The sequence below is a fragment of the Undibacterium sp. Tian12W genome (assembly GCF_049339405.1).
In the GTDB taxonomy this organism is placed as follows: domain Bacteria; phylum Pseudomonadota; class Gammaproteobacteria; order Burkholderiales; family Burkholderiaceae_D; genus Undibacterium.
The window spans coordinates 37,354-53,644 of sequence record NZ_JBMPPK010000022.1 but is presented as its reverse complement, the minus strand read 5'-3'; the positions used below and the strand labels follow the sequence as shown (position 1 = coordinate 53,644).

Here is a 16,291-nt window from a genome sequence, read left to right as displayed (position 1 = left end):
ATTCACAGCCTGTTCCTGAATACCAGAACAGGCTTTCTTTTTTATTTCAAGGAAACATCATGATTAAAGGACTTGCAATCACGCCACCGATTTTAGGGCGCATCTCTATTGGCAGTGTCGTTGAAAAGAATGGTAAACGCCTGCCGGTGAAGGAGGATTTTTTCACGATCACGTCACAGGTACAGGGGCGCAATGGCTGGGTCAATCATCCACTGGATGAGGAATTGCGCAAGAAGGCGGGAGTGGACAAGCTGCGCTCTATCCCAGTGAGAGTTCTGTTCAATGAGCCTGACCTGAACTTGCGAGCCGAATACAGCATGTTTGACCGGCAGACAGGGCGGCCTCTGTGTGTGGGGAACGGGGAGACTTGCAAGCGGTTCACAGACTCAGGGATGCAAAGCCTGCCCTGCCCTTCGCCGGATGGCTGTGAGCTGGCTAAGAATAGCGCCTGCAAGCCGTATGGTCGCCTGAATGTGCAGATCGGGGATGAGGATGAGCTGGGGTCGTTTATTTTCAGGACTACAGGGTTTAATAGCATACGCACTCTGGCGGCACGGCTCAGCTATTACCAGGCAGTGTCGGGCAACTTGCTGGCCTGTCTGCCGCTAGAACTTAGGCTCAGGGGGAAAAGCACGACCATGAGTCATAGGTCTGCGATCTATTACGTGGATTTAACTGTGCGGGAAGGTATGTCGCTGGAGGCGGCGATAACTCAGGCGAGGGATACGGATCAAAGGCGCAGGGAGTGCGGGTTTGATCAGACTGCATTGGATGGGGCTGCGGTGCAGGGGTTTGCCAATGGGGCCTTTGAGGAGAGTGCAGAGGAATCCTTGGAAACGCTGGAGGAATTTTATCCTGAGTCTGGCGATGCTGAATCCGCTGAATCTGCTGTCTCTGCTGCACTATTTGACAGCACGGCTGCGGGCAAGCCGCTTGCGGCACTAGTCAGGTCCAAACCCAGTCTGGTGGACAAGCTGGACAAGAAATTTGGTTCGCCACCTTCTGCCTTGCTCACTCGGCCTTAAGGCGTGCGTCTTTAAATCAATAAATGATCAATGAATTCTAGGAGAAGATTCCATGACAGACATGGACATAACAGATTTTAATAGCGTGGATGACGCGACGCCGTTTTTTGCGCCGGTGTCATCTGACCTGATTGATGGTCTGCTGGCGCAATACAACAGTATGCGCCAGCGTATCACCCATATTGCCGGGATGATTGATGGTGAATTGTCGGCGGGCATGGAGTACTTTCTGGACGGGAATGGCGATGAACACAACCGCTTCAAGCCCAGTGTCCAGAAGCTGTTTAATCCTGCCGGTGCGATTGCTGCCTTGAATGCTGCATATTGGTCGAAGACACTTGCAATGACGGATGTGTTGAGTGTGATGCCGCAAAAGCGTCGTGATGAATGGAACAAGATCATCAGTGAGATGACATCCCCCGATTTCACGGCTGAAGCAGTCCGCCCTACTATCGGTGATTTGCTGGCATCTCGCCAGAAGTTTTTTGCTGAGCGGGTGGAGGGAATATTCCGGGGCTTGTCCGGGGAGCATGTGACGAACTCGCCTGCGGGCTTTAGCAAACGGATGATTATTGGTTATGTCACCAGTGAGTGGAGTACCAATACCAGCAGGGCCGGGCTGATCAATGACCTGCGTGCGGTAATCGCGAAGTTCATGTTCAGGGATGAACCTAAGTGGAATGCGACCTCGGGAATTGTCAGCATGGCAAGGCAGCGTCATGGTGAGTGGCTGATCCTCGATGGTGGTGCATTGAAGCTGCGTTGCTACCTGAAGGGAACAGCGCATCTGGAGGTTCATCCTGAGATGGCCTGGCGCTTGAATCAGGTGCTGCATTCTCTCTATCCTCAAGCGATTCCTGCACAGTTCCGCAAGAAGCCGGTGAAGCAGGATAAACACTATCAGTTGATGAACCGGCCATTGCCATTTTCTGTTATTGAGGTGCTGTCTGAGTTGCGGGCTAGCCGACACAATCCGCTGGAGTTTCAATTCAGTTATCAGCATTGCCTCTCTTCACCTGCCAAAGTGGAGGCAATCAGGGTATTGCAATATCTTGGAGGGGCCATCAATAAAAAGGGGAATGTCGAATTTGATTTTAAGCTGGATGGCGTGCTCAATGAAGTGATTGCCAGTGGCTGCCTGCCTGACCGGGCGACCTATCAGTTTTTTGCGACTCCGGCAGAGATGGCAAAAGATGCGGCAACTGAGCTGGGTATCAACGAGGGGGACTTTTGTCTAGAACCGAGTGCAGGTACAGGGAACCTGGCCTTGCACTTGCCCAAAGAGCAAACACGCTGCGTCGAAATCAGCAGATTGCATGCACACATTCTTGCAGAAAAGGGCTTTAACGTCTTGCAGATGGATTTCCTGGAGTATGCCAGAACAACGACGGAGCGCTTTGACAGGGTGCTGATGAACCCGCCGTTTTCTGATGGGAGAGCGCTTGCTCATCTGGAGGCGGCAGCAGGTCTGGTGAAACCGCAGGGGCGAATTGTGGCAATACTGCCTGCGTCAACGAAAGGGAAGGATGTACTGCCGGGTTGGAATCTTAACTGGGTGCGAGTTTATGAGAATGAGTTCGCGGGGACCAATGTTTCGGTGGTGATGATGAGCGCAGAGAGAAAGTAAAAATTCAATATCACGACCTGGCTATAACCCGGCATCAATAAACAGATCGGAGGGCTTGCATTGAAACGCCTTAGCGATTTTAACCAAATTCAAAAATGTAACGTTTCTCTCTCCACGCTCAATTTTCCCCATATGCGAGCGATCTATTTCTGCGTAATCAGCCAAAGCTTCTTGCGATAGCGCGAGGGCAACCCGCCGCGCACGGACAGCCGCACCTAGCTGAACCAGGTAATTGTCTTTATCAAGTTTTCCAGAAACTCTTGCCATGGTTTCCATGATCGCGATATGATGCTCAAACGACCACGGCATTTACGACCCATTTTAGTATTACGGCCAGAGACATCAAGTCCCTAGAATTCAAAAATCTTTATCAAGAAGCAACGACATTCACCGAATTACTATCTGAAACAGCACACCTTCATTAATTAACGAAAGAGAAAATCACCATGAGCAAATCCGAAAAATGCCCAGAATGCAAAGGAAAAGGTGTCATCCCCTGCCCTATGGAATATGGCGATGACGAACATCCCAGTAACTGCCCTGTATGTGCAGGCGACAAAAAGGTACGCGTCCCCTGCCCTGAATGTGAAAGCAGCGGCAAGGTGTAGCCGACTTAATCAGCCTTATTCCACTTAACCATGACCAGGAGATAGTCACCATGAGTGAAAGCGAAGAAGAAAAGAAACGCAGTTATTTCAATATGTCTGCCGCCGTCGACGAATTACGCTTCGAGTCATTTGGCAAGCGAGAGAAGGCAGTAGCCGGTCTCAAAATCTTGGGCAAGGGATTGTTTAACGCCGTGAAATACACCGCAAAAGAAGTACTGCCAGCCGTCACCAATGCTGCTGCGACATCAACGGCAAGGCAGGCAGACAAACAATTAAAAGACCCTGATCTCAGTGACGCACAACGTGCAAAGCTGGAGGGCATTCGTTCAAAAGCATCTGATAAATCTAAAATCTAGTCTTACCGGGGAGCTGCGCATCTCAACTGCGCTGGCTCCGAATTCCCCGATACCCACACCATCGTTTAACTACAAAGGAGTACACATGAACGCAAAAGACAGACTCATCAAGCATGCCATTATTTGTTTCGGCATATTTTTCTTAATCACCCTCATCTCTATATTCTCTCCAAAAGTTCACATTGGTTTTTTCGGACTCATTGCACTTTTATTGTCCGGGACATTCTTCACGACAATTGGTGTTTTTATCGGCGATGTCGTGCGGCGCTTTGCACAACCAGACATGTTCGTCACAAGTAATGCCACGGAAACGGTCAAGACAAAACTATTTTGGATGATCGGGCCGCAGTGCATCGGCTGGTTTATCGGCCTGATGTGCACGAATGGCTTTATGGGTAATGTCCTGGGCTATCGTGGACTTTTCTGATCTCTTCTGCCTCAGTATTCCAGGATCATCATGGCCAGCCAGTAAGTATAGCCAGGCTATCACAACGCTTTAAAACTTTTAACGGGAATCACAAATGAAAAAAATCATCATCACCATCGCAGCGATAAGTTTCTTCAGTTCATTGAATGTCTACGCTGCTGGGCATGTCGGGCAATGCGTGGCACCAAAAACAAAACCTGGCAAGAATGGTCGTCTCGAATTTAAAAAACCAATTTTCCTGTTATCCAGCCCAAAATCAACAGATCAGCAGGAACTGAAAACATTTTCCTCATTCACCATCAAAGCAGAAGCTGATGGCTATATCCAACTGGTCACTGTGCCTGATTATGAAAAACCAGACCCAGAAAAAAGTGCGGGAAAAGTAGTTGGATGGGCGAAGTTATCTGACTTTGAATTTCAAGATATGCGTAACTGTAACTGAACTGCTTGATTAAGCCGCAGTATATCTGCTTGGATTTATTTCCAAGCAGAATGAATTCTCAAATTGCTAGTCGTCACTAAAAAGTCAACCGGTATCAACAGTTTTAGACGAAAGTGTGTTGCTCGCTAAATCCGGTACCCAGCAAAGCTCATTGCGCCCGAGCTTTGCAGCGCGCTATCCCCCAGACTATCTCGGGTAATTGTCTGGATCAATGTCAAGCACACCAGCTCGCCGTAGTTTAGACTCGATCTGCGCTCGCCCCTCGAATATCGATTCATCGTAAATGACATAAACAAACTCGCCGAAGTAACGCTGAAATGCAGTTGATGCCGCCTGAATCGCCATTGACCGGCCTGGAAAATGTAACCGAAAGACCATTTCGAATTCGTGATGATCGACTCTTTCGAACAAGCAGCGAGACACACCAAAACTTTCATCGGTGACGTATCCATCGTTTGTTAAAGCTTGGACAAGCTCCTTAAAGCGCGCTTCATTTTCTGAAAAATACTCCGTGAAATCCGTGACGATCATTGAGGTTCCTTTTTTTGTTACGGATAACATAGACAACAATCCATTCTACTGATTAATCACTCCACTGCCCCTCCCAAATCTCTTGCCTTCCTCAGCTCCCCCCAATCTAAGGTACTGATCTTTCATGGTCATGTAATAGAGTGCCTGGTCCAGTTGGCCACGCGAATCTACGTCAGTTTGCTCCATGATACCGATACACGAAGATAAAAACTTGTTCAATAAACCTGCACAGCTCTGATAGCTGCCTTTCCCTTTCGTCAGACGTGCTATCCAATACTGCCCAATCTGATTTGCCAGATCGCTGTGTTTATCACCATCAGCACCTGGGTAAAAGAAAATAAAATGGAAATAATACCCATGCTTGTGGTGAAATTCGAGTTTCCATAAAAAGCCGGCCATATCTGCGAAAAGTTGATTGTTGCGCTTGTTATTGGAGAACTGTCTCAGATAGCCTTTCGCTTGCTTCACCATTGCCACATCATCGTTCAGCCAAGGTAAATAGCAATTCAACCTCACAACTTGAAGCGTTCCATGTGATTCAAAAAGTTCATTCACATATGTGTAAGCGCTGTTGAAATTCTTAGTTGATGTATAGGCTCGTTTGTGCACCCTTTGTTTAAACTCCTTGGCGGCTGCAGCGTGCCGTATTTGCTCAATAAATTCGTTGTAGACATCAGCCTGAATTTTGCCTGGCTGATTTGATGGGTGATTTTCGTTCCGAAACTCTTCGCTAAAAAATTCCGCTTTGCTCGCAATTTCAAAAAAAAGATTGGTCAATTCGCTTGGCTGAAAATACGCGGGGTACGTATGCCTGCAATATGACATCGTTTGGAAATGCAGGCTCAATGAGTAATCACAACTAACGAGTCTCCTACCATTTTTTTGGCAACTTACCTCAAAGCCGGGACTTGCAGTCTTAATAATCTTATCGACAATTTGGTGTATTGTGCTAACTGAACCAACAGGGAAAAATGGCTCTGACTTGCGAGTATCTTCTTCATTCGGCACAAAAATATGACCATGATCTATGCCCATATGCCGAAAGATATCGCCAACTGAAATTTCTATTTTTTTGTTGCTACTTTTAGCCGATTTTTTACTTTTCTCTTTCATGCGCTCTTTATTCCAAGTTTGAATACGGCTGTGTAGGATTTGCAAACATGTGACGGTAGGATGCTACCGTCACCTAGTCATTCCCTTAGCTTACCTGAACGCCATCTGTCTGGCTGAGCATGCGAGGTCTGCCGCGTTTTACATTCAGTATTGCCGGATATTGACCACGACGGATCAGTTTGGCTCTGGGGAGTAATAAAGACCGGAAACACTGATCTTGTTTACAGACATAACCAACAACGTGCTCTAACAGGTTATTGCGCAAATCCGTATCACTCCAGTGAATCAAACCTACGCCCAGACGGCCCATCTTCTGGTAATTTTTGGCGTCCCGGTTGCAATTCCAATACCAACCACGCCCTCTCGTAATGACTTCGCTCCAGTATTGCCCAATCTGTCTGGCATGAAAAATATGGCTGCTGCCATTCCGCGCTGACCCATTAAAAAACAGCACCAGATGAAAATGAATTCCCCTCTCTATGCCGTACTCAGTTTTGACAATATAGCCTTCCAGAGACTCAAATAGGTAGTTGTTGCGCATATTTGCAAATAGCCTATCCAAATCAGCCAGCGCCATTTCCAGAGATGTTTTGCCAGTCAGTTCTTTGTGATAGACCAGATCTACCCGTAATACGACTAACCGGTCACAGCAATCAAATAAAGCATTTACATAGTTACAATAGTCCGTGTAACGCTCATTCGCTTCCTTGGCTTGAAAACGGAGCTTTGCCTTGAATTCAGCCGTCCTGCTCTTGGCACAAATCAAATCCAGTAACTGACAAAAACTAGTCCAGTCAAGCGTTACATCGCGCAGTTGAGTTGATACCGAGAGAGAAACGTCCATGACAAAGTTCCCATTCTTTTTTGTCAATATCTGTAACTGCAGACAACTTTGTATAAAGACGTTCAGATATTCGCTGTATTCAAACTCCATTGGCAAAAGGACGACTGTAGCCAAATAGCCCTCCATGCGTTCAAACATGGCCTGATACTGCAGGCATGAACTCACTGAAATAGACCAGGCAATATGATTGCCTGAAGCATGATCAATCTCCCCCATTCGACATAGATGTTTAATCCAGTCCTGCAATTCCGCGAGACGTTCACTGAAAAACAGTCGCGGCATTTGAGGTTCAGAGACCGAGTCAGATTGCTGATAGAGCAATTGACCAGGCAAACCCTGGTTATTCAATTCAGGTAAAAAAGGAAGATGTCGGTACGGCATGATTATTACTCCAAAGAAATATACTTAACCGGTCAAGCGAGATGAAAAAGTTATGACGACTCATCTGGTTACAGCCAGATGGGCTAAGGTGAGTGAGTGAGGGATGGGTAGAGCTGGTATGAAAAATGAACAGATCAAACTTTGCGAACTTATCTGTTTGATCAAATAGTCAATATCGTCAGCGTTTTATCACTAACGCTACTTCATGGACTTGAATTGTCAGTCAACGATGATGGACTGATATTAGAAAAACATTATTTACTAATTAGTGAATTGGGAATTGATATGCTTTTAAGCTAGTGAAGACAGATTGATATTTGATCATCTTCCCCTGAGTAAATGTTTGGCAAGCTCACTGACGTTTGACGTGTCAGTTTCCTATTGGTTATTTAATTTCTTATTTAATAACATAAATAACCGAAATCTTGGATCCATGAAATCAGTACGCTGAATCTAACTCTTGGTAAAAATACAGCAGCCAAGCCATGATTCAAGTGTTGGGGCGGTATGCAGAGTTAGCTCCAACGGTAGCAGAATAAATGATAACTTACTTCAAACCTGCCGCACCACCACGGCTCGCTGCTATGCGCGCCTCGATCCAGTCAGTTACTTCAGACGCGACCCAAGCGACGCCGCCTTTAGCGCCGGTCGATAAAGATATTGGCTTAGGGAAATCTGGATCATATTGTTTGCAGCCAGGGTTGATGCGGCCGTAAATGCTGCTGCGCTTCAGTCCTGTTAGAACTTCGACTTGTTGGCGACGCAGCAATTGGGGTTGGATTGGGGTTTGCATGTTGAATGGCTCCGAGGTTGGGGTATGCAGATCGCCGGTGCTCTCTGCACATCATGACCTTGTGCAATATTTTTTTACAACATCGCTTTTCAGTAGTTTTACCTTCAGAGCTTTAATCCCAATTCCGCAAACGTAAAGTGGTAACCCAAAGAGTAGTTCGCCATGAATTGCAGGAGACATCGTCCAAGCCTTGTCGATTTTAAAAACCCACTCCAGTGTCAATTCACTCCCCCTACCCTCCCGCAATCTGAATTCGGCAAATAGATGTCGAAATCATTTGAATCTTTTTTGAATCAAAAATCTCCTTATAATAATAAACAAGAATAGTGACAATTTCACTGAATTTGCCATCCCAAGCCCCTTATAGTTACTATATATGTATATTTAAATTTGTCTGAATTTTGTACTATTTACGATATATATTTGCTCTAAATTTGATAATTTTCATTCTTATTTTTGTACATATTTATATTAAATATTGATTTTATTTCAAATAAATATATTTTCAAATTATTAATTAATTGCATGAAAATAAATATGACTCCCGACTCAAACCCCAATCAAAATTCAGCTGTAGCGATCCCAGGCAACACGACTGTCAACCCGAAAACCATTGTCAATAATTCCATACAAGAAGATCTGATCACAGAAACGCAACAGACACTGACCGAAAAGGCCGAAGGAAAAACCGTCCCAAAAAGCAAATACTCAAAGAGGAAAATAGGGGATGGGCTTCATGAAAAATTCAAAGATGGTGAATTCGCAGGCTATCAATTCAGGAAAATGATCAATGGCATCTCCATGAATATTTCCCTAGGAAAGATGACAGAGGAACAAGCCAAGAAGGAGATTGAAAGACTAGCGAAAAAACCTTCCCAGTTACAGCGCAACAAAAAGGTTGAAGTTGCACTTTCAAAGATGAAAGGCCAGAAAGAAGAGACCATGCCCTGCTTTAAGAGTTATATAGATGCCAGGCAGTTTTCTGAGGCGCTATACAAAGAACTTATGCACAGCAAATTCGCATTCCAGAACAGAGCATCAGACGGATTAGATCTTGAGATTTACACCATCATCTGGACGATGCTATCGACCCCCCTCAGTCTTGATGAGTTACTAAATTCATCACACGGGAAACTATTACTCCCCGATTATTTAACTGACATATTGCAACCCGACAAAATAAAAAGAGCAACAATTCTTTTATATCAAGGTCAGCCCAATGAACAACCATTTTCTGTTCTTTTGACAAATGCGACCACCCAAGCGATTCTGGCACTAGTACCCCAACAGGCATCAAACCCTTACCAGTCAATATTTCACAGAATGAAAACCTTAGGCAGGGAAGAAAGTATAAAGCGGATAGTTTCAAAACTTCGCATGATCTGGACAGGCTATCCCATTCAACTGGAAGCGTTTACTCTGTTCTTTCAGTATGTTGCCAATAGGCACAGTAGCTTCCGGCAAGATTTCATTGAGTCATATATAAAAAAACAAGCTGGCAGTCTTCGGTGGCTTGATTACGATGATGACCGAAAAGCTCTCTCAGCTTGGTGGGAAAAGCAAATAATAGAAAAGAAATTCCACTTTCAAAGCATGCTAAGGTTAAAAACAATTGAGGCCGCGAACCCTCATTCTGAATCAAATCTTGACCGACCAGCACCAAAATTTCAAGCGCCCAAACGTCGCCCACCGAAACAAACAGATTTACCTAACTCTTGAGAAAATCAGCCCATGCTTGCATCAAAGGCCGACGCTGTTCTAACAGATCGGTCCGGTGATAGGCCGCTTCGACTTTGTTTTCAACTTGGTGAGCAAGCGAGCGCTCTGCCAGATCCCGTGAATGTCCGTTTTCACTGCACCAGTCTCGAAAACTGGAACGGAATCCATGGGCGGTTGCAACACGATTAGGCGTGTCACTCAGTGCATTAGCATCACGTAAAAATTCGGTAAGCGCCATATCTGACAGCTCCACTTCGTCTCTCGGTGACGGAAATACCAGTTCATCATGCTTACCCATTTGTTTCTTAAGAATTGAAATCGCTGGTTGCGACAACGGAACTCGATGTACAAAGGGGGCTTTCATCCGCTCTGCCGGAACGGTCCAAATCGCCTTCCCAAAATCCACTTCAGACCATTTCATTCCCCTCACCTCCCCTGAGCGCGCAGCTGTCAGAATTAAAAATTCCAGCATGGTGCGGGTCACATTTTCAAATTCTTCTGAACACACATACTTTTCCAGAAAGGCAGGAATGTTTCTCCATGGCATCGCAGGATGATGTTGAGTGCGAACTGACTTGCTCGGCTGCTGAGGCAATAGATGAGTTACAACGTCAACGGGATTAGACTGGCAATGACCATGCGCCCAGCCCCAGGCTATCACCGCATGCAAACGCTGCTTTACTCGGCTAGCAGTTTCAGCCTTATCAAGCCAGATCGGTCTCAATACGTCAGCAATGTGACGTGGTTGAATCTTATCTAAAGGCAAATTGCCAATCGCAGGAAAAGCATATTCAACCAATGTATTAATCCACTGCTGACCATGCTTTTTACTTTTCCAACCTGGGAGCAAATCCGCATGCAGAATTTCGGCAGCCTTTTGAAAGGTAGGGATCTTTGGCGAGTCTTTATCTTTTTCCTTTTCTAAAAGCGGATCTATACCTTTCGCAAGTAGTTCTCGCATCTGCGCGGCCAACTTCGCAGCCTCAGCAATCCCAACTTCTGGATAGCTACCTAAACCGGCCTTACGACGTTTGTCGGTGACGGGACTAGTAAAACGCAGAACCCATTTACCCGATCCTTTTGTTGTTGATGGATGTAGTGCCAGACCAGTAATTCCTCCATGGGGAAGAATTTCTGAATCTGGTTTCATATTGCGTGCTTTTGCATCAGTAAGGATTGCCATGATATTCCAATTTCTTTTCATCAGTGTGCCATTCAGTGTGCCACTAATGATTGGATTTCACAAGAATGAATTGGAACACATCGGACTAAAAATTACATAACCCATTGATTTATTTAACATTAATGGAATAAATTGGAATGTATTGGAATACATCTTGGCAGACCCCTTCTCCGCCATGAATATGAAAGCCCTTGGATGATTCCAAGGGCTTTTTGTTTTGGCTCACGTTTGGAATATTTGCGCAGTCACACTGCAATCAATCATCACAAAATCATACCCATTTAAAGCCCTCAGACCTCATCATCACCGACTTCACCGTTGAGGAAAGCATCTTCATGCTTCATGGTCGACTTCAACAACCACAATAGCGTCGATATCAGCCTGGAGTTAGACTCAACCGAACGCGTCATCGTTAAATAACCGGCAGCCTGCTTGACATCGCCCACGCAGGCGAAGTCACAGCCCCCCCCTGGCAACCCTACAACGACAACGAGCTGCTACCGAGTGGTAAGTGCAACCCATCTCACCTACATAATGCAAGACGACCTCACCGCTCTAGAGACATGGGCCAGCAACAAACCCGCATCCAGGCACAAAAAAAACGGCAGCCCCTACGCACCGCGCAAGCAACGCAAAAACATCAGGGGCAAACAAGGCCGCATCAAAAAGCAAAAAGCCAGCATGTTCAACAAGCTGCGCACAAACACCCGCCTCAAAGCAAAGGCAGACGGCAACGGGCTGGAAGCGGGTTTCTATAGCCGCGTAGCCCGTAGGTGCATCAATATGGGTTACGGGAAAGGGTTGTGGCGGGTGGGGGTGACACCCTGTATGAAGATCGACGGGTTTTGGGATTACCAGATACAAGTGCCTCAGAACAAAGTTTCTTTTCTAAATTGTATGAATTCAATCCGAAGTAAGCAGTTTTATTGTCAAAAATAGAATTGCAAAGTAGACAATTTCAATAGTAGAATGAAACCGATTCCTCAAGCATCTTATGTCGATTCAGTTATGCATCTATGCTTGACGCACAATAGATTTGAGGTAGGCAACATCACAGTTTCCAGAGGCAAACAACAGAACACCTGTTTTTCCGTTGCCGGTTAAGTTGCCATTTTGAAAATTAAAACACGTTAGGCCTCGCAACTACATCTCATCATGACCGACGCACAAATTCGCCCCGACAAGGTAACAAAACCCATTCAACTCCTTGCTGCTTGGCTGGTGGGCCTGATCGTAGTGAACGCCTCCTTTTTGTTGGGTGCTCAGCAAATTACGAACCCACCATGGGCCAGTTCCCTGTTGGTAGTTGCGGCAGTTGCGAACGTTCCAATATTTATCATTGCGCTCTTCCTGCTTCAGACAAAGTTTCGTCCGCAAATGCAGGAGGATTCGTTCTATGCTCAATACCTCAAGACTGAGCGTGAATATAGTCAGATGCCCCCAACTCAAAGTCTACCAGTTGATGTTGTTGAACAGTCGATCGCAAAGACAGCCGAGAAAATCACATTGAAGCTTGGTGCGGCAGCGAAAGGCCAAGAACAGCCCATTGTAAACATTCTGCGAGAGTCGCAGTTTGAGTCACTGGTGACTCGGTTTGGCGATTCGCGCTCCTTATCCGAACTCTTTCTCTCGCCCGAGACTTGGACGAAAATAGTTAAGGAATGGGCAGAGCACGAAGTGTTTGTTCAAGATATTGAAGCGTTAATCACAGAAGGGCTAGTGGCAAAAAAATATAAAGGTTACTTAAATTGTTTCATCACGGACTCAGGCAAACAAATAGCCTCAATTGCGCAGGATCGTGGATTGCTTTGGAGTCAGACTCATAGAGACTTTTGGGAACATGAACGCACAAAACTGGCGTGCGAGGCCTAACCCCTCATTCACGCTTACCCGCTACAGCACGAATCGTAGCTCGAACTTAAAATTTCATTAGCACTATGCCCATACAAAAAGAAAGTCAAAAGACCAAACAAGCGATGGCGACTAGGTTGGTGAAACAAAAACTATGGCCCGCACTTGCAGCAACAGTTGCCGAGTACTTTGGTCACGTGGTGCAAAAGGCAAGAGATGAAAACTACCCAGAGATTCTGTACATTCATATAGATGACAGTGAACGTCTTGTTCAGCTTTTTAGCGGAGCACACCCTGTAGATGTAACGCACAAGCGCGATAAATACGGCGCAAAAGCTGGGCTTCAAGTTCACATCGAGGAAGGTGCAGCACTGGTAGTTTCTCAGTCAACAATCGGCTATCCCGCGATCATCCTATACCCATACAAATCGCAGAAGCAAAAGCGAACGTGCGACCACATCATTTGGAAAGTCTTCGACAGCCCGAAAGACATTACCACTAGGGTTCTCAATACCGCGACGAAAGATTTCTTTACATACATGCGGGTTTCAAGTGCAGTGCTTGCAGAGTCGCGCCTGGACAGGCTACGCATCAGGTATCTTGAATTTCGCGGGAAAAAGTATTCCGGTGAAGGCGGTGTTAGCAAATTTGTCTTCTCACATTGGTTCTGGGGAGCACTTGGTGCAGTGGGCTCGGTAGCCAGCATCTATTCACTGTGGAAATGAAATTTATCCTTTCAACCCGCGTAGGTGCGAATAGCCTCGCGTATTCGCACGCATGACTTGTGATGATTATTGATTTTTTATAGAATTCGACCAGCAAATGAAGGGTTTCAAAATTATGAGAGAGGCTATTGTAAATTGCATTCTGGCCCTCTTACCGGATGACTCGTAACTCCCAAAAAAGAAAGATTATTTTGGCTTGTGCGAAATACCTAAAGCGCTAAATCACTTACTTATTACCAATATTACAACTGGTCATCAATCCAAATTTCGATACCACCGAAGCCGTTTACCTGTCGTTTAATGTTTGCATGTGCGATAGCAAAACCAACTGTGGTCAATAGAAAAGTTGGCATAGAGGAGTTATCCCATACATCAAATAATTTCTCCATATATGGTCGAAGATTGACAATCAACTTTTGCACAGCTTTATCGTCGATTTTTCCACGTTGAAATAGACTAAAAATCTTTTCTCGATCTAGTTCCGAAACGTTTTCCTTGGAGAAACTCGCGTCCAGACTCATTTTATTCAAGCTTTTAATCTGTAGACGATCCGGGTTATTTAGGTATGGGATAACAAACTTAGTAATCACTTCGGGCGATATATCTAAGGATTCAATCGTTTGAATATCAAATCCCTCTAAAAAAAGGCCGTGAAAGGCAATTCCCAAAGTCCCAGCCAAACGCGATCCAGCAACTCCCATAGCACCACACCCAGCAAATTGCAAATGTTGAAAATTTGTTGTATTTTTTGACATCTTTGAAATGAACGGCTTTATATGAATATCCAGATAATCGCCAAAAGTATCAAAGTTAATTACATTCTTTGGAGTAACATGTTTACATAAAAACATAACGGCTAGCAGAGCTAATTGTGTATCTGTAAGTTTAGGGGCAACATTGAGAGATTCGTTTAAAACGATTTCTCGAATACTTCGCGGAGCTTCCTTACATTGGTCGACAAGCAAGTCGATTAGTAAATCACCTAAGTCACGATCACCACTGCGCACATATGCCTTTTGCACGGCGCCCAGGGCAATTTGAAAACTCGGATCATTTGCTTTTTGCAGTCCAAGAGGATATTCAGTACTAAATTTATTTATTACGCGCTCAGTTATTTCTTCAACTCTAATTTCAGCGATTTCCTTAGCCTGCCCAGATAACTGACTGAAATTTTCACGGTAAATGTCCAGCGCAATGTCTCGAACATCTTTGTAGGTGAGGCCTAAACTTAAGTTACCACCCACTTGCAGAGCAACCCCGCCCTAAGCGACTGTTTGACTTTGCCCAGTATTTAACATAGCACTCCCTAACCTTCAATCGGATGCGGTCAAAGTCAATCGACACAAAACTAAGCAGCATCCTTAAAATAAAAAAATGACAGAAATTTTTTTTCAGTCCCAATGAACATCAATCGTGATTTATTTTGACATCACCGCCGACCTGGACGTTAGTCGAGTGGGAAGCTGCTTTCTGATTCTGTGTTACTCCTCTGGAACGCCCCTTGGCAATCCCTGCAACTATTAACCCAATAATGAATACGCCAATCCCGCTAAATACCCATTCGACATTTCTTGCAAACCAAGCAATTAGTTCATTCATGTGCTGCTCCTGTAAATGTGTATATCAGTAAATTCGAACAAAATATCGGGTGTTTCCACAATGCAAATTTAGAAAGATTTTTTATTAAGTATTACACAGAATTGTTTTTTATTGCACACCGTAATAATTTATTTAAAAACCAACCACGCCCGCGACACCACCGCCATCGCGATCAACGAAGTGGCACTTCTCGCCTAAATCCCCCTCCCCAACCGCCAGGAGATCCACCGCAATATCACCTTAAGCAAATACAACCCCTACCTAAAAACCACCGTTGTCAACCGCGCCATCGCTGGCAAGTCAATGAAGTGCTACATATTCAAAGGGCGGATTGAATGATTGAGGCCATGGCTGGTTAGTTCCGCCTGCGTGTTTAGAACATAGCCGCACTGCCTATTTGTCAGTTCGGCTAATTATTGGCAATACCTTGCACCCTCAACGTAAATAAATTTATTGCTATTGCGAGTTTGGACGGTTACATTTGCATGCTGAAAATATAACGACATTAACCCTCAATAGGAACAGCAGATGTTTAGTTTATTTAAGAAGCAACCACCTCAAGAGCCGCCGAAGACTAAGCAAAACCCGCCAACCAAAACTATTCCAAAGGCACCTATGGAAATATGCGTGCCTGACCGCGTTCGGTTAGAAGAAGCACCGAAATTCTCTGGCAAGACCATATCCTTCTTGGTCTATTCTGACAGCGACATCAATACCATTGAGTATGATCCCAAAGAAGGACGTGTAGATTCGAGCGATGACGAACTAAAACAGTTCCTAATACAAGTTGAAGAGAGTCAGCAGATGGCAAAAATTTTCTCGCAATGTAAAGCTATTCTTTATCCAACAAAAGAAGAGAATTCGCTCGGCCATCTGGCCTGTATTCAAGACGGAAAATTTTATAGTTTTGACTTATATGAATTGTCCAATGATCCCATCATAAAATGGGAGTTACATCGCACAGTTCGCTTGGTTGACATTGAACCCTACGGGCCAGACAACGCATTTAAACCGACGCCAAGTTGATAAAAACTGGTTCGCGCAACCCGCGTAGGTACGAATAGCCC

The 16,291-nt window shown here is 45.1% G+C and carries 19 protein-coding genes; 11 read left to right on the top strand and 8 right to left on the bottom strand.

Going from position 1 to position 16,291, the window contains the following annotated elements; genetic code table 11:
- The first annotated feature begins 59 nt into the window (after nt 1-59).
- Nucleotides 60-1,025 carry a hydrolase or metal-binding protein gene (locus ACO0LI_RS24570; RefSeq protein ID WP_423035938.1) on the top strand — a complete coding sequence of 322 codons (966 nt, stop codon included), beginning with the start codon at nt 60-62 and terminating at the stop codon, nt 1,023-1,025.
- A gap of 52 nt (nt 1,026-1,077) precedes the next feature.
- Complete coding sequence (locus ACO0LI_RS24565; protein ID WP_423035936.1) at nt 1,078-2,652, top strand: DUF4942 domain-containing protein; 1,575 nt, start codon at nt 1,078-1,080, stop codon at nt 2,650-2,652.
- Between the two features lie 21 nt (nt 2,653-2,673).
- Here ACO0LI_RS24565 and ACO0LI_RS24560 read toward each other — a convergent pair whose 3' ends face one another.
- Nucleotides 2,674-2,919 carry a helix-turn-helix domain-containing protein gene (locus ACO0LI_RS24560; protein ID WP_422952409.1) on the bottom strand — a complete coding sequence of 82 codons (246 nt, stop codon included), beginning with the start codon at nt 2,917-2,919 and terminating at the stop codon, nt 2,674-2,676.
- Between the two features lie 179 nt (nt 2,920-3,098).
- Between ACO0LI_RS24560 and ACO0LI_RS24555 the strand changes: the two genes are divergently transcribed.
- The 4 genes from ACO0LI_RS24555 to ACO0LI_RS24540 all read left to right on the top strand — a co-directional run bounded on the left by ACO0LI_RS24555 (nt 3,099) and on the right by ACO0LI_RS24540 (nt 4,485).
- Nucleotides 3,099-3,260 (top strand): hypothetical protein, encoded by a 162-nt coding sequence (locus ACO0LI_RS24555; protein WP_423035934.1) that lies wholly within the window; start codon nt 3,099-3,101, stop codon nt 3,258-3,260.
- A gap of 50 nt (nt 3,261-3,310) precedes the next feature.
- Entirely contained in the window at nt 3,311-3,616 is a 306-nt protein-coding gene (locus tag ACO0LI_RS24550; RefSeq protein WP_422977716.1) for a hypothetical protein, read from the top strand.
- Between the two features lie 85 nt (nt 3,617-3,701).
- A complete protein-coding gene (locus tag ACO0LI_RS24545; protein ID WP_422952349.1) occupies nt 3,702-4,043 on the top strand; it encodes a hypothetical protein in 342 nt (113 codons plus the stop codon).
- A 94-nt stretch (nt 4,044-4,137) separates the two neighbouring features.
- Nucleotides 4,138-4,485, top strand: coding sequence for a hypothetical protein (locus tag ACO0LI_RS24540; RefSeq protein ID WP_422952350.1), 348 nt, complete (start codon nt 4,138-4,140; stop codon nt 4,483-4,485).
- A 186-nt stretch (nt 4,486-4,671) separates the two neighbouring features.
- Here ACO0LI_RS24540 and ACO0LI_RS24535 read toward each other — a convergent pair whose 3' ends face one another.
- The 4 genes from ACO0LI_RS24535 to ACO0LI_RS24520 form a co-directional block, all read right to left on the bottom strand.
- On the bottom strand, nt 4,672-5,016 hold the full coding sequence (locus tag ACO0LI_RS24535; RefSeq protein WP_422952351.1) for a hypothetical protein: 345 nt from the start codon (nt 5,014-5,016) through the stop codon (nt 4,672-4,674).
- Nucleotides 5,017-5,061: 45 nt separating this feature from the next.
- A complete protein-coding gene (locus ACO0LI_RS24530) occupies nt 5,062-6,129 on the bottom strand; it encodes a hypothetical protein (RefSeq protein ID WP_422952352.1) in 1,068 nt (355 codons plus the stop codon).
- 85 nt (nt 6,130-6,214) lie between these two features.
- Nucleotides 6,215-7,354: a hypothetical protein gene (locus ACO0LI_RS24525; protein ID WP_423035932.1), complete on the bottom strand. Its 1,140-nt coding sequence runs from the start codon at nt 7,352-7,354 to the stop codon at nt 6,215-6,217.
- A gap of 547 nt (nt 7,355-7,901) precedes the next feature.
- On the bottom strand, nt 7,902-8,147 hold the full coding sequence (locus ACO0LI_RS24520) for a helix-turn-helix transcriptional regulator (protein WP_422952354.1): 246 nt from the start codon (nt 8,145-8,147) through the stop codon (nt 7,902-7,904).
- A gap of 537 nt (nt 8,148-8,684) precedes the next feature.
- Between ACO0LI_RS24520 and ACO0LI_RS24515 the strand changes: the two genes are divergently transcribed.
- Nucleotides 8,685-9,866, top strand: coding sequence for a hypothetical protein (locus tag ACO0LI_RS24515; RefSeq protein ID WP_422952355.1), 1,182 nt, complete (start codon nt 8,685-8,687; stop codon nt 9,864-9,866).
- Here ACO0LI_RS24515 and ACO0LI_RS24510 read toward each other — a convergent pair.
- On the bottom strand, nt 9,856-11,070 hold the full coding sequence (locus ACO0LI_RS24510) for a tyrosine-type recombinase/integrase (protein ID WP_422952356.1): 1,215 nt from the start codon (nt 11,068-11,070) through the stop codon (nt 9,856-9,858). The two genes, ACO0LI_RS24515 and ACO0LI_RS24510, sit on opposite strands and share 11 nt — an antisense overlap.
- A gap of 513 nt (nt 11,071-11,583) precedes the next feature.
- Between ACO0LI_RS24510 and ACO0LI_RS24505 the strand changes: the two genes are divergently transcribed.
- The 3 genes from ACO0LI_RS24505 to ACO0LI_RS24495 all read left to right on the top strand — a co-directional run bounded on the left by ACO0LI_RS24505 (nt 11,584) and on the right by ACO0LI_RS24495 (nt 13,625).
- On the top strand, nt 11,584-11,988 hold the full coding sequence (locus tag ACO0LI_RS24505; RefSeq protein WP_422952358.1) for a hypothetical protein: 405 nt from the start codon (nt 11,584-11,586) through the stop codon (nt 11,986-11,988).
- 216 nt (nt 11,989-12,204) lie between these two features.
- Complete coding sequence (locus ACO0LI_RS24500) at nt 12,205-12,921, top strand: hypothetical protein (RefSeq protein WP_422952359.1); 717 nt, start codon at nt 12,205-12,207, stop codon at nt 12,919-12,921.
- A gap of 65 nt (nt 12,922-12,986) precedes the next feature.
- Nucleotides 12,987-13,625 (top strand): hypothetical protein, encoded by a 639-nt coding sequence (locus ACO0LI_RS24495; RefSeq protein WP_422952360.1) that lies wholly within the window; start codon nt 12,987-12,989, stop codon nt 13,623-13,625.
- Nucleotides 13,626-13,867: 242 nt separating this feature from the next.
- Here ACO0LI_RS24495 and ACO0LI_RS24490 read toward each other — a convergent pair whose 3' ends face one another.
- Together ACO0LI_RS24490 and ACO0LI_RS24485 are read right to left on the bottom strand one after the other, a co-directional pair.
- Nucleotides 13,868-14,869 carry an LPO_1073/Vpar_1526 family protein gene (locus tag ACO0LI_RS24490; RefSeq protein WP_422952361.1) on the bottom strand — a complete coding sequence of 334 codons (1,002 nt, stop codon included), beginning with the start codon at nt 14,867-14,869 and terminating at the stop codon, nt 13,868-13,870.
- Between the two features lie 163 nt (nt 14,870-15,032).
- On the bottom strand, nt 15,033-15,224 hold the full coding sequence (locus ACO0LI_RS24485; RefSeq protein WP_422952362.1) for a hypothetical protein: 192 nt from the start codon (nt 15,222-15,224) through the stop codon (nt 15,033-15,035).
- A 528-nt stretch (nt 15,225-15,752) separates the two neighbouring features.
- On the opposite strand from ACO0LI_RS24485, the gene ACO0LI_RS24480 reads away from it, so the two are divergent.
- Nucleotides 15,753-16,250 (top strand): hypothetical protein, encoded by a 498-nt coding sequence (locus ACO0LI_RS24480; RefSeq protein ID WP_422952363.1) that lies wholly within the window; start codon nt 15,753-15,755, stop codon nt 16,248-16,250.
- Nucleotides 16,251-16,291: the final 41 nt, after the last annotated feature.